This window comes from Streptomyces sp. NPDC048185 (assembly GCF_043202495.1).
In the GTDB taxonomy this organism is placed as follows: domain Bacteria; phylum Actinomycetota; class Actinomycetes; order Streptomycetales; family Streptomycetaceae; genus Streptomyces.
Genome location: NZ_JBIDAN010000003.1, coordinates 389,160 through 401,681 on the forward strand (window position 1 = coordinate 389,160; position 12,522 = coordinate 401,681).

At 70.8% G+C, this 12,522-nt stretch carries 11 protein-coding genes and 1 pseudogene; 3 read left to right on the forward strand and 9 right to left on the reverse strand.

The window, feature by feature from the left end; genetic code table 11:
- Positions 1-40 precede the first annotated feature (40 nt).
- The 4 genes and pseudogenes from ACGF3H_RS12305 to ACGF3H_RS12320 all read right to left on the reverse strand — a co-directional run bounded on the left by ACGF3H_RS12305 (position 41) and on the right by ACGF3H_RS12320 (position 3,331).
- Positions 41-632 (reverse strand): annotated as a pseudogene (locus ACGF3H_RS12305) (Uma2 family endonuclease).
- A gap of 208 nt (positions 633-840) precedes the next feature.
- A complete protein-coding gene (locus ACGF3H_RS12310) occupies positions 841-1,776 on the reverse strand; it encodes a hypothetical protein (RefSeq protein WP_362486408.1) in 936 nt (311 codons plus the stop codon).
- Positions 1,773-2,357 (reverse strand): DUF6932 family protein, encoded by a 585-nt coding sequence (locus tag ACGF3H_RS12315; protein WP_362486411.1) that lies wholly within the window; start codon positions 2,355-2,357, stop codon positions 1,773-1,775. Before ACGF3H_RS12315 ends, ACGF3H_RS12310 begins: the two co-directional genes overlap by 4 nt.
- A gap of 71 nt (positions 2,358-2,428) precedes the next feature.
- Entirely contained in the window at positions 2,429-3,331 is a 903-nt protein-coding gene (locus ACGF3H_RS12320) for a helix-turn-helix domain-containing protein (RefSeq protein ID WP_362486414.1), read from the reverse strand.
- Positions 3,332-3,787: 456 nt separating this feature from the next.
- On the opposite strand from ACGF3H_RS12320, the gene ACGF3H_RS12325 reads away from it, so the two are divergent.
- Positions 3,788-4,663: a helix-turn-helix transcriptional regulator gene (locus ACGF3H_RS12325; RefSeq protein WP_362486417.1), complete on the forward strand. Its 876-nt coding sequence runs from the start codon at positions 3,788-3,790 to the stop codon at positions 4,661-4,663.
- Positions 4,660-4,872 (forward strand): DUF397 domain-containing protein, encoded by a 213-nt coding sequence (locus ACGF3H_RS12330; protein WP_362486419.1) that lies wholly within the window; start codon positions 4,660-4,662, stop codon positions 4,870-4,872. Before ACGF3H_RS12325 ends, ACGF3H_RS12330 begins: the two co-directional genes overlap by 4 nt.
- Positions 4,873-4,902: 30 nt before the next feature.
- On the opposite strand, the gene ACGF3H_RS12335 is transcribed toward ACGF3H_RS12330, so the two are convergent.
- From ACGF3H_RS12335 to ACGF3H_RS12350, 4 genes are all read right to left on the reverse strand, one after another.
- The gene (locus tag ACGF3H_RS12335) at positions 4,903-5,313 is read right to left on the reverse strand and encodes a VOC family protein (RefSeq protein WP_362486422.1); all 411 of its coding nucleotides are present in this window, start codon (positions 5,311-5,313) and stop codon (positions 4,903-4,905) included.
- Between the two features lie 119 nt (positions 5,314-5,432).
- Positions 5,433-5,798, reverse strand: coding sequence for a PH domain-containing protein (locus ACGF3H_RS12340; RefSeq protein ID WP_361572616.1), 366 nt, complete (start codon positions 5,796-5,798; stop codon positions 5,433-5,435).
- 118 nt (positions 5,799-5,916) lie between these two features.
- The gene (gene metG / locus ACGF3H_RS12345) at positions 5,917-7,533 is read right to left on the reverse strand and encodes a methionine--tRNA ligase (protein ID WP_362486426.1); all 1,617 of its coding nucleotides are present in this window, start codon (positions 7,531-7,533) and stop codon (positions 5,917-5,919) included.
- Between the two features lie 107 nt (positions 7,534-7,640).
- On the reverse strand, positions 7,641-9,113 hold the full coding sequence (locus ACGF3H_RS12350; RefSeq protein ID WP_362486429.1) for a VWA domain-containing protein: 1,473 nt from the start codon (positions 9,111-9,113) through the stop codon (positions 7,641-7,643).
- Between the two features lie 252 nt (positions 9,114-9,365).
- On the opposite strand from ACGF3H_RS12350, the gene ACGF3H_RS12355 reads away from it, so the two are divergent.
- Entirely contained in the window at positions 9,366-11,456 is a 2,091-nt protein-coding gene (locus ACGF3H_RS12355; protein WP_362486432.1) for a PhoX family protein, read from the forward strand.
- Between the two features lie 54 nt (positions 11,457-11,510).
- On the opposite strand, the gene ACGF3H_RS12360 is transcribed toward ACGF3H_RS12355, so the two are convergent.
- Positions 11,511-12,518, reverse strand: coding sequence for an endonuclease/exonuclease/phosphatase family protein (locus ACGF3H_RS12360; protein WP_362486434.1), 1,008 nt, complete (start codon positions 12,516-12,518; stop codon positions 11,511-11,513).
- Between the last annotated feature and the right edge of the window lie 4 nt (positions 12,519-12,522).

The window sequence follows — 12,522 nt, forward strand, 5'->3', positions numbered from 1 at the left end:
CCGCCGGTGGAGCGATTCCGCCGGGGGGCCCTTCGCCGTTTCACGGAGCCGCGTAGCGGGGCAGGCCCTCGGTGGAGATCGTCCAGTCACCGATGGTGACGTCCTCGCCGTAGACGAAGTCCTTGCGGGTGGCGTAGCGGGGACCGTCAGGGGTGGCGTGGATGTCGGTGAGCACGGCGCCCTCGCCCTTTCGAGGATCGAAGATCACGTAGACGGGCACGCCCATGAGGGGGTAGTCGCGCATCTTGGTGACCCAGTCGTTCTCCGGGTTGGACTGGGAGACCACTTCGATGGCGGCGACAAGCGCGCGCGGGTCGATCGAGCCCTGAACATCCAGGTCCGCCCATGCGATCACCATGACGTCGGGATGGCGCATGATGCCCTCGGGCTCGTCCTCCACATCAGGCGGTATGGGCCAGCAACGCGTCTGGCAGCATTTTTTCCAGACGGCGGCTGATGCGTGCAGCTGTGACCTCGTGCGGCCCTCCGGGCGACAGCATGTCGTGGACGATTCCTTCCTTGGTGATCTCGAACTTCCCGGGCAGCGTGTCGTCCATGGCCTGAACGAAGTCCCGCATGGTCCGGTACAGGTGGGAGGCGCCCTGCTGCGGGTTGTCTGGGGCGATGGTCATGGCGCTCGCTCCTCGTCGTGTGTGCTCACGGGCTCGGGCAAGGATCGTCGAGTTCATGCTAGGCGTCCTCCGGGTGATCGGTTCGGCAGTCGCGGCAGCGACCGGGAGCCGCACTCCGGAAGGCGCGGTCGCAGCCGTCGCAGGTCTGGAGGGGGTGGCGGGGCTCGGGGCCGTTCGTGGTGCGGCCGGAGTAGGGCGGACGTCCCGGTCAGGACCCAAGCGGAAGCGAGGGCTGTTCCGCCGCCGGTCCCAGGTACGTGTACTCCGTGGACCGGGCGATGCCCACCGAGTCCAGGCACTGGCGGAAGCGGACCCGGAAGTGGATGTTGTCCCCGAGACCGGGGCGCATGCGGAGCAGTGTCTCGGGCTCCTCGAAGTGGACGTCGTAGGCCGGCGCGTTCCTGGACGTGCCCGTCTTGACCTTCACCCAGCCGCTTTCGCGGAGTTCCGTGATGCGGCCGGAGATGACCATCTCCTGGTCACGGGGTCGTGACGGTACGCGAAGCCGTTCCACATAACGCCTGCCACGCTCGGTGAGCCGGGCCCTGCGCATGTCCCCGTCGGCGCCGTACCAGGTCACTCCCAGGTCGAGCTCGTACTTGCCCAGAGCCCGGGCCAGGGTGTCCACCGCGTCGAAGAGGCGCGACCACTCGCGGACGTCCTGTTCGGCCTCCAACGCGACCAGCAGATGGGTGAGCGTGCGCATGCCGGTGCTCGTGGCGGAAGTGACGGGGGCGTCCATGGCCGGAGGCCCCGAAGGGGGGACAGCAGCCACGGGACGGGCATGGACCACGGTGCTGCCGGCGGAGATGCCGGTGAGCTCCAGCTGTACGGGAGTGCCCGCGGCGACGGAGATCGCGTTCTCCACCGGATTCAGCAGAGCGTCACCCCACTGGAAACGCAGAGCGCCGCCTTCGGTGTCCGGCCCGGTCAGACGGAGCCGCAGTTCCTCGTCGAGACGGGCGTTCGGCTGGTACGCACGCACCGCCGCGAGGCGGTTTGCCCGGTGCTCCGCCTCGATCTCCTCGTCGTCCCGTTCCTCGGTACCCATCTCTTCGAGGAGGCGCGCGGCAGCCTCGGCAGCTCCCCGATCGTTCCTGAGCGCCGCACGCCTGCGCTCGCGCCAGCTGTCGCCGGTGGTCACAGTCGCACCTCCAGGTATCCACGTGCCGGGGCGGCACTCTCGTGAGACGGGGAACGGTGCGCCTGCCCGGGCAGACGGCAGCGCTGCCACCAGTCGTCCCACACACCCCGTTCCATGAAGTATGTCCGCTCCTCGGCGGTGAAGTTCTCAGGCCGGAACACGTGGCCGACGGGCCGGTACCCGACTCTGACCGGTGAGACGCCGAACTTGCGGAGCATGTTGTCCCGGCTCTGGAAAGCGGTGGTCAGCCATTTGGAGCCGGGCCTGCCGCGAACGGCGCGCTCGGCGCCCACGTCGATCAGGAGCGTCGCGTCGATGTTCCCCGGATCGGTCTTCGCGCTCACGAAGCTGCCACCGAGCCACAGCCTGTGGATGAGCGTGCGCCCGCCCAGGACGGGCGCGTGCGAGTCCTCCAAGGCGAAGAACCGCTCCAGATAGTTGTTCAGTCCGTCCCACAGTTCCCAGCGTGTGTTGGAGCTCAGGAACTCCGGCGCGAGGACCAGCATGTCTTCCGCCTCGCCGAAGGAGACGGAGTAGCGGCCCAGGGGAAGAAATCCATTCGCGGCGAAGGAAGGCAGCACGTGAAGTCCTTGTCGGGTACAGATGGGCGCTGGGGCGGCGCGGGGCACGACGGTGAGTTCGACGGCACGGCTCATCCTGCCGTGCGCATCTCACCGACGTCAGGAGTTCCAGGCACTCGGTCGTCCACCGCTCGGCACTCACGGCACCTGCCCGGCTGAGGAGCCCGGAAGGCGCGGTCGCAGCCGTCGCAGGTCTGGAGGGGGTGGCGGGGCCCGGGGCCCGGTGGGGCCGGGGGCCGGTACGGCGGTGGCGGCGGCAGTTGGGCGGCCAGGCGGTGGGCGAGGAGGGCGGCCGGGCGGATCAGTGGCTCGTCCGGCAGGTTCGCGGTCAGGGCGTGGCGTACGGCGGTGGGGCTGACCTCGCGTTCCAGCCAGGCGGCGACGCCCGGGGCGAGGTGTTCGGCGTCGGTGGCGGACAGGAGCAGCCGTGGGTCGTGGCGGCGCAGGCCGGTGAGGACCTCGACGGCTGCCTGGAGGAGGGCGGGCCAGGGGCGTGATGGCTGGGGGACGGCCGGGAGGCGCTTGCGTGGCGCGGGCTCGTCGGGGGCCGCGCGCCGGGCGGGCCTGCGGGGTGCCGTCTCCCGGGCGGCGCGGTGGCCGGGCCGGTTGCAGGAGACCGTGCGGGTGACGATCCGGCCGGTGGCGGTGCGCTCGCGGCTGCGGATCAGGTAGCCGTGCGATTCGAGTTCGTTCAGGGCGGCGGCGATGCGGGTGGGGCCCTCCGGGAAGCGGGCGGCGAGCGTCTTGATGTCGACGGCGGTGCCCGGCCGCACGGACTGGATGTAGCAGGCCAGTCCGATGGCGAGCAGGGACAGCTCCCGGTGCTGGGCCAGGTCGTTGCCGATCACCGTGAAGTTCTCGGTGTGGCGGACGTGGTCGTGGGTGACGCCGGCGATCTGCTGCCCGTCGGGGTGGTTTTTCCGCGCGGTACGGGACTGGTGGAGCTGCGGCGCGCTAGGGTTTTCGGTGTCCATCGGGAAGCCCATCTTCCTCGGTGGTCAGGCCCTCGCACTGGGATGGCAGTCCCTGCGAGGGCCGTCGCATGTCTGGGGGTGGTCGTGCACTGCTGCGGATGAGCGTAAGGCAGGCAACCGGCCACGCATGCAGCCCACTTGGCATATTCACTCGCGGGAGTGAGCCTGCCCTGCGGGAGGGAGGGGGAGGGGTTTGGCAGGTTCCTTTCTCCCTGGTGAGTAGTACATAGGGAGCGCAGGTCCCACCGGGACACGGCCCGTCGGGTGTCGGTGGCCGACGGCGTGGAGCGGGCGCAACGTCCTCCCCGGCATGGCCGGATGTGCCACCGTGACGGTGACGCTCCGGTGGCGGGCGGTGACTGTCCGGTCCTTGTCCGGTGGTGTCCGGGCTTGCCGGGGCGTCGCCCACGGGTAGGGCGTGGCTGGCACGAGGCGGTACGACGGAGGGGCGCGCGCATGTCGGTGGACGGCGAGGTTCGGCAGCTCAGGACCGAGGCCGACGAGCCGGGGTGGGAGGTGGACCCGGACGACGAGTGGGGCGTGGCGGTGATCGCCACCGTGGGACGGCAGTTGAAGCTGCGGCGCGAGGCGGTGGGCATGCGGGCCGGCGACTTCGGCAGGGCCGTGGGGTACGGCGAGGACCTCGTCTACAAGATCGAGGGCGGGAAGCGGATTCCCCGGCCGGAGTACCTGGAACGGGCGGACGAGGTGCTGGGGGCGGGCGGGCTGCTCGCCGCGATGAAGGAGGACGTGGCGAGGGTCCGGTACCCCAAGAAGGTGCGCGATCTGGCCCAGATGGAGGCCCGGGCCGTGGAGATCGGGGTGTACGTGTGCCACAGCATCAGCGGGCTGCTGCAGACGTCCGGGCATGCCAGGGCGGCTTTCGAGTCACGGCAACCTCCCTACTCGGAGGAGGAGATCGAGCGCATGGTCGCCGCGCGGATGGCTCGGCAGGCGATCTTCGACCAGGCTCCTTCGCCCGCACTGAGCTTCGTCCTGGAAGAGGCGCCGCTCCGACGGCCGCTCGGGGGCACAATGGTGTGGCGGCAGCAGCTCGAACGTCTGTTGGAGGTGGGGCGGTTGCGTCACGTCGCCCTTCAGGTGATGCCGACACACCGCGAGACCCACCCAGGCTTGGACGGCAAGATCGAGTTGCTGAAGTTCGAGGACGGAACGGCCGTGGGACGCTCCGATGGCGCGTTCAGCGGGCGTCCGATCTCTGATCCGAGGCAGCTCCGCATCCTGGAGCTGCGGTATGGCACCATCCGGGCGCAAGCCCTCCCGCCGGGGGAGTCGCTGGCCTTCATCGAGCAACTGCTGGGAGAAACATGATCCGCAAGGCCTCAGCCGGGGACGCACTCGAACTGGCCTGGTTCAAAAGCACCTACAGCGACGGCAACGAGGGCGACTCCTGCGTCGAGGTCGCCACCACCCCCGGCACCGTCCACGTCCGTGACTCCAAGCACCGGGACGCGAGCCCCCGTCTGGCGCTCGGCCGGGAGGCCTGGGCGGACTTCGTGGCGTACGCGTCCGGAAGCTGACCGCAGGGCGCGCCCGGCGGGCATCCGCCGCTACGCGTTCGACCAGGCCCGCTCGCAGAGCACCAGCCGGTAGCCGTCCGGGTCCTCGATCGTGACGCCCCACCGGTTCCAGTACGGATTCGGCGACGGCACCCGCTTGCCGCCGTGCTCCTCCAGCCGGGTGACCAAGTCGGTGGGGACCGGGCCGTCGACGTAGATCACCAGCAGATCCTCCTCGGTGGGCCGGGGCTCGACCGGCCGGGCGGACTCGTGGACCAGCTCCAGATGCCAGTCGGCGTCCGGCCAGCCCACCATCAGCAGGTCGTGCTCACCGGCGTCCGGCCCGCCCTCGGTTCGCCACACCACACCGAGTCCCAGCCCGCGCACCCAGAATCGCTCGGCCGCCGTCAGGTCCCGGGAGGGCCTGGCGATACGGATGTGACTACGACCGCTGACGGGCATCCTGACCTCTTCCTGAGCTGCCGGTTCCTGCCCGGCAGCCTAGGCAACGGGTACGCGCGCGACCATCGGCCGATCGTCCTGCACCAGAGGTCCTGGTCCTCGGACCGTTCCGGTCGCGGCTAGCGGGCCACGAACTGGGTCAGGATCGCCTGGACCTCGTAGATGTCGACGCCCTTGGTGAAGGTCTTCTGGATCGGGGCCGCGCTGCCGGAGAGCCAGATCTTCAGCTCGGCGTCGAGGTCGAAGTGACCGGCCGTCTCCACCGCGAAGTGGGTGATGCTGCGGTACGGGATGGAGTGGTACTCGGTCTTCTTGCCGGTGATGCCCTGCTTGTCGACCAGGAGCAGGCGCCGGTCGGTGAACAGGATGGTGTCGCGGATCAGCAGGTAGGCGGCGTACACCTGCTCCCCCTGGCCGAGCAGGCGCGCGTACTCCTGCTGCGCCTGGGCCGGGTCGATGCTGTGCGCGTTGCCGAACAGTGCCATGGATGGTCCCCCCACGTGAGTGGCGACGGCCGGACGGCCGTCTTCACGGGATCTTCGCAGAGCGAGGGGCCGAGGAGAAGATCACGTCCTCCCTGGCCCCTCGCTTGTGGCAGACGCGTTACGCGGCCGGCTTCTCCTCGAGACGCGGGAAGAGCACCGCGCCCTTGGTGACCGTCGAGCCGGCCGGCAGGCGGCCCCAGTCGGCCGCCTCCTGGACCCGCTGGTCCGCGAGGCCGCCGAGGGATGCCTCCGCGCCGAGCGAGTCCCAGAGCTTCTGGGACGTCTCCGGCATGACCGGGTTCAGCAGGACCGCCACGGCGCGCAGGGACTCCGCCGCCGTGTAGAGGATCGTCGCCAGGCGGGCCTTGCCCTCCGGCGAGTCGTCCTTCGCGACCTTCCAGGGCTCCTGCTCGGTGATGTAGCCGTTGACCTGCTTGACGAAGTCGAAGACGGCCAGGATGCCGCCCTGGAAGTCCAGCTCCTCGCCGATCTTCCGGTCGGCCTCCGCGACCGCCTTGGCCAGGCCGTCGTGGACCGCCTTCTCCGCGTCGCCGTCGGCCGTCGAGGCCGGCAGCTCGCCGCCGAAGTACTTGCCGACCATCGCGGCCACGCGGGACGCCAGGTTGCCGTAGTCGTTGGCCAGCTCGCTGGTGTAGCGGGCGGAGAAGTCCTCCCAGGAGAACGAGCCGTCCTGGCCGAACGCGATCGCGCGCAGGAAGTACCAGCGGTACGCGTCCACGCCGAAGTGCGAGGTCAGGTCCTGCGGCTTGATGCCGGTCAGGTTGGACTTGCTCATCTTCTCGCCGCCGACCATCAGCCAGCCGTTCGCGGCGATCTTCCCAGGCAGGGGCAGGCCCTGCGCCATCAGCATCGCCGGCCAGATGATCGCGTGGAAGCGGAGGATGTCCTTGCCGACCAGGTGGACGTCGGCGGGGAACGTCGACTCGAACTTCTCGGGGTTCTCGTTGTAGCCGACGGCCGTGGCGTAGTTCAGCAGGGCGTCGACCCACACGTAGATGACGTGCTTGTCGTCCCAGGGGACCGGCACGCCCCAGTCGAAGGTCGAGCGGGAGATCGACAGGTCCTGCAGGCCCTGGCGGACGAAGTTCACGACCTCGTTGCGCGCGGACTCGGGCTGGATGAAGCCCGGGTTGGCCTCGTAGTGGGCGAGCAGCTTCTCGCTGTACTCGCTCAGCTTGAAGAAGTAGTTCTCCTCGCTGAGGATCTCCACCGGCTTCTTGTGGATCGGGCACAGCTTCTGGCCCGCGTACTCGCCCTCGCCGTCGAGCAGCTCGCCGGGGAGCTTGTACTCCTCGCAGCCCACGCAGTACGGGCCCTCGTAGCCGCCCTTGTAGATCTCGCCCTTGTCGTACAGGTCCTGCACGAATTCCTGGACGCGGTCGGTGTGCCGCTTCTGCGTGGTGCGGATGAAGTCGTCGTTCGCGATCTCCAGGTGCTCCCAGAGAGGCTTCCACGCCTCGGTGACGAGCTTGTCGGCCCACTGCTGCGGGCTGACGCCGTTCGCCTCCGCGGTGCGCATGATCTTCTGACCGTGCTCGTCCGTGCCGGTGAGGTACCACACCTTCTCGCCGCGCTGGCGGTGCCAGCGGGTGAGCACGTCGCCTGCGACGGTCGTATAGGCGTGGCCCAGGTGAGGAGCGTCGTTGACGTAGTAGATGGGGGTGCTGACGTAGAACGCCTTGCCACCCTGCTTCTCGGTTCCAGTGGCCGCCATGGTCGAAATCCTACTGGTCCCGCGGAGATCGGCTCACACGCGTTTCGGGGGGTGGACGGGTGTCCCCGGTCCACCCCCCGGCGCCTCGGTGCCTGAGGTGCGTGCGGCTACGGGCGCCAGTCCGCGAGGACGCCCTCGTACAGCTCCTTGTCGGTGAGCTCCTTCGGGGTCTCGCCGGCGAGGAAGTGGGAGGTGTTCGGCGTCTTGAGCTTGCGGAGGTAGTCGAACGCCTTGTTCTCCGGGTCGCCGAAGGCGACGAAGGAGAAGTGGACGTGCGGGTGGTCCGCGGCGGCGTCCGTGAGGGCCTGGGTGGCCGGGGTCTTGGCGTCCGGGGCGCCGTCGGTCTGGAAGACCACCAGGGCCGGGGTGCCCGGGGCCTCCTTGTCGTGCCGGGCGAGGACGGCCTCGACGGCGGCGTGGTAGCTCGTGCGGCCCATGCGGCCGAGGGCGCTGTGCAGCTCGTCGATCTTGTTCTCGTGGTCGGTGAGGGTCAGCTCACCGGTGCCGTCCACCTCCGTGGAGAAGAACGTGACGTGGAGGGTGGGGTCGGCGTCGAGGTGGGCGGCGAGCGCGAGGGTCTGCTCGGCGAGGGCCTGGGCGGAGCCGTCCTTGTAGTACGGCCGCATGGAGGCGGAGCGGTCGAGGACGAGGTGGACCTTGGCGCGGGTGCCGGTGAGGTCGTTCTTCTTCAGGGCGGCGCCGGCGGCCTTGTAGGCGGTGGAGAGGGCGGGGGCGCGTGAGCGGATTCGCGCCGCGGGGGTGGCGGGTTTCGGGGGCTCGGCTTCGTCTTCGGTCCGGGTGTTCCCACTCGCACCGTCCGTGCCGGGTTCGTCGGCCGCGGGTTCGGGGGTGGCCTGCGGTTCGGGCTGTGCCTCGGCTTCGCCTTCGGCCTTTGTGTTCCCACCCGCACCACCCGTGCTGCTTTCGTTGTCGGGTGCGGGTGGCCCCTGTGGGGTGTCCTCGCCGTCGGCGGCCGCGGGTTCCGGGGTCGGCTCGGGCTCGGGCTCGGGCTTCGTCTCGGCCTCGGGTGCCGGCTCGGGCTTCGTCTCGGCCTCGGGGTCCGGCTGCGGCTGCGGTTCGGGCTGTGCCTCGGCTTCGCCTTCGGCCTTTGTGTTCCCACCCGCACCACCCGTGCTGCTTTCGTTGTCGGGTGCGGGTGGCCCCTGTGGGGTGTCCTCGCCGTCGGCGGCCGCGGGCTCCGGGGTCGGCTCGGGCTCCGGCTCAACCTTGGCTTCCGGCTTCTTCTCAGGCTCCGGCTCGATCTCGGGCTCCGGGGCCGTCTTGGTCTTGGGCTCGGACTGGGGGGTGGGGTCCGGGGACTCGGTGGGTTTGGGGACCGTGATGTTGGCGAAAGCCGCCTTGACGAGTTCGTGCTCGTCCTTCTCGGTGCGGGGCTCCGGGACCTGGGCGGTTTCCGGGGCCGCCTCGGCCGGTTCCTCGGGTGCGGCGGGCTGGGACGGGAGCTTCGGCTCCGGAGCGGCGGCCGGTGCCGCCGTCTCCTGCGTCGCACCCTCCGTCTGGGCGGCCCGTGCTTTGCGTGACCGGCCGAACGCGTTCCGCAGGAGAGTGAGAATGCCCATGTGCGCAACCCTTCGCGTGAGTTGATGCCCGTCAATCCCTGGCCAGGACGGACACGTAAGGTTAGCGGCCCCGTCTTGTGATCTTGCGCAGGGTTTGGCACGCGGTCACCGGCGCGTCAAGGCCGGTTCCGGCCGCCACGGGTTCACCCGGCGTTCATCCCCACGCCCGTCTCCCGCACGTATCCGCACCTACGGTCGCGCTGACACCAAGGGCATCACAGGGCATCACAGGGCATCCCAGGGAGAACAGAAGTGCGCAAGCTGCTGCCGTTGATCGGAACGCCGTCCGGTTCGCATCCCGGTGGCCGGTCCGCCATGACCTGCCGGTTCCGGTGTGGTGACGCCTGCTTCCACGAGGTGCCCAACACCAGCTCCAACGAGTACGTCGGCGACGTCATCGCGGGTGCGCTCAGCCGCCGTTCCATGATGCGCGCCGCGGCCGTCGTCACCGTCGCCGCGGCGGGCGCCGGCGCCGTGGGCGTGGCGGGGGCGCCCGCCGCGCAGGCCGCCCCGGCGGCCGGAAAGGGCCACGGCACGGGCCACGGGAACCCGTCGAGGCCGCAGGGCGCGCGCGGTCTGCGGTTCGCGCCCGTGGCCCCGAACACCGAGGACGCCGTCGTCGTACCGGACGGGTACCGGCAGGGCGTCGTCATCCGGTGGGGCGAGCCCATCCTGCGCGGGGCGCCCGCCTTCGACCCGGAGAAGCAGACCGCGAAGGCGCAGGCCGGGCAGTTCGGCTACAACAACGACTTCCTCGCGCTGCTGCCGCTGAAGGGCGAGCGCGGCCGGCAGCTCCTCGTCGCCAACCACGAGTACACCGACGAGGTGCTGATGTTCCGGGGCTACGACCCCGAGAACCCGACCCGTGAGCAGGTCGAGATCGCGTGGGCCGCGCACGGGCTGTCCGCCGTCGTCGTGGAGGAGGACCCGAGGAGCGGCAGGCTGACGCCGGTGCCCCGGCACCACCTCAACCGGCGCGTCACCGCCACCACCGAGTTCCGGCTCACCGGCCCGGCCGCCGGGTCCGACCTGGTGAAGACCTCCGCCGACCGGACCGGCCGCAAGGTGCTCGGCACCCTCAACAACTGCTCCGGCGGCACCACCCCGTGGGGCACGACGCTGCACGGCGAGGAGAACTTCAACCAGTACTTCGCCAACAGCAGCAGCGCCACCGACAAGCGCTACGGCATCGGCTCCGGCGCCACCGAGCGCAAGTGGGAGCGGTTCGACAAGCGCTTCGACGTCGCCCGGGAGCCCAACGAGGTGCACCGCTTCGGGTACGTCATCGAGTTCGACCCGTACGACCCCACCTCCACGCCCCGCAAGCACACCCTGCTCGGCCGCTTCAAGCACGAGGCCGCGACCGTGCGGCTGACGAGCGACGGGCGTCCCGTCGTCTACACCGGCGACGACGAGCGGTTCGACTACTTCTACAAGTTCGTCGGCAGCAAGCGGATGCGGCACGGCGGCAGCCGCAGCGCGCGCGAGCACAACCTGACGCTGCTCGACGAGGGCACCCTGTACGTCGCCAAGCTCACCGGCGACTCCCCGGCCGAGGACATCGACGGCACCGGGAAGCTGCCGCGCGACGGCGAGTTCGACGGCAGCGGCCGCTGGATCCCGCTGGTCACCGCCACCGCACACGGCGCCGTCTCGCACGTCGAGGGCATGACGGCGGAGGAGGTCTGCGTCTTCACCCGGCTCGCGGGCGACAAGGCCGGCGCGACCAAGATGGACCGGCCCGAGGACATCGAGCCGTCCCCGCGCACCGGCAAGGTGTACGTCGCCCTCACCAACAACTCCAACCGCGGCGTCGGGTCCAACGCCAAGGCGGACGAGGCCAACCCGCGCACCGCCAACAAGCACGGCCACGTCCTGGAGCTGACCGAGCACCGCAACCGGGCCGACGCCACGGCCTTCGCCTGGTCGCTGTTCCTGGTGGCCGGGAACCCCGAGGACCCGGCGACGTACTTCGCGGGCTTCCCGAAGGAGGCCGTCAGCCCGATCTCCTGTCCGGACAACGTGGCCTTCGACGGCCACGGCAACCTGTGGATCTCCACCGACGGCAACGCGCTCGGCACCCACGACGGTCTCTTCGGCGTCGCGACGCAGGGCGACCGGCGTGGTGAGCTGAAGCAGTTCCTGACCGTGCCGACCGGCGCCGAGACCTGCGGCCCGCTGGTCCAGGACCGGCGCGTGCTGGTCGCCGTGCAGCACCCGGGCGAGGTCGACGGCGCCTCCGTGGAGCGGCCGGCCAGCACCTGGCCCGACGGGCCCGGGAAGATCGTGCGCCCGGCGGTCGTGGCGGTGTGGCGCCCGGACGGCCGCGACATCGGCGTCTGAGCGCACCGGTCGCGCTCGTCGCGAGGGTCGCGCGGGTCGCGCCGGTCCCGCCGGTCAGCGGCCCGCGTGCAGCGTGAGGTCGACGACCAGTGCGCGGTGGTCGGTGTCGGCCAGGGCCAGGAAGCGGGCGCGGTGCGCGGCGAAGTCACGCGACACCAGTACGTGGTCGATCTGCGCGCCGAGCACCGGGGTCGTCCGGGCCGGCCAGCTGGGCGCGCGGTCCTGGCCGGCCAGGCGGGCCGCGTCGTGCAGCCCGGTGTCGAGGATGCGCCGGAAGGCGGCGTGGTCCTGGGAGGCGTTGAAGTCGCCGGCGAGGACGGTGGGGGCCCCGTCGGCCCCGGCGGCGGCGTCGCGCAGCCGGCCCAGTTCCGTGCGCCACAGGCCGAGCTGCTCCGGCAGCGGCGGCATGGGGTGGGCGAGCTGGAGGCGTACGGCGTGACCGCGCACGTCGGCGACGGCGCCGGGCATGCCCATGGTGCCGCGGACACCGGGGGCGGGGGTGAGCGGGAAGCGGCTCAGGATGACCGACCCCTCGGAGCCGCCGCCCTCGACGGCCTGCCGGTGCGGATAGTCGGCGCCGAGCTCCCGGCGCAGGGCCGCGTCACACGTGTACTCGCACTCCTGTACGAACAGCAGGTCGGGTCTCTCGCGGCGCACCGCGCCGATCAGCGCGTCGGTGCCCTGTCCGAACTCGACGTTCGACGTCAGCACCCGCAGTTCCGCCACGGGCGATCCGGCCGGTTCGCCGGTCCTGCCGTACGGCTCGATGAACCAGGCCAGCAGCCCGAGGAGCGCCACGCCCCATACCGCTCCCGTCCACCACCGCGCGAGCAGCGTCAGCAGCAGTCCGGCACCGGTCGGCACCAGCAGCCAGGGCAGGAAGGCGAGCAGCTGCGGCACCGGCGTGATGCCGTCGGTGTCGGCGATCCGGCAGCCGACGACCACGCTGACCCCGGCGAACAGCAGCCCGGCGCCCCAGGCCCCGAAGCGCCGCCCGGCCCGCCGGGCCACCGGTCCGCCGGGCGCGTCGGTCCACTCGGCCCTCGCCGTGTCGGTGTCCAAGGCC

Coding starts and splice junctions, on each gene's coding strand:
- ACGF3H_RS12330 (WP_362486419.1), top strand. CDS start 4,660: ATGATCCGCAAGGCCTCAGCCGGGGACGCACTCGAACTGGCCTGGTTC.
- ACGF3H_RS12335 (WP_362486422.1), bottom strand. CDS start 5,313: ATGCCCGTCAGCGGTCGTAGTCACATCCGTATCGCCAGGCCCTCCCGG.
- ACGF3H_RS12340 (WP_361572616.1), bottom strand. CDS start 5,798: ATGGCACTGTTCGGCAACGCGCACAGCATCGACCCGGCCCAGGCGCAG.
- ACGF3H_RS12325 (WP_362486417.1), top strand. CDS start 3,788: ATGTCGGTGGACGGCGAGGTTCGGCAGCTCAGGACCGAGGCCGACGAG.
- metG (WP_362486426.1), bottom strand. CDS start 7,533: ATGGCGGCCACTGGAACCGAGAAGCAGGGTGGCAAGGCGTTCTACGTC.
- ACGF3H_RS12320 (WP_362486414.1), bottom strand. CDS start 3,331: ATGGACACCGAAAACCCTAGCGCGCCGCAGCTCCACCAGTCCCGTACC.
- ACGF3H_RS12350 (WP_362486429.1), bottom strand. CDS start 9,113: ATGGGCATTCTCACTCTCCTGCGGAACGCGTTCGGCCGGTCACGCAAA.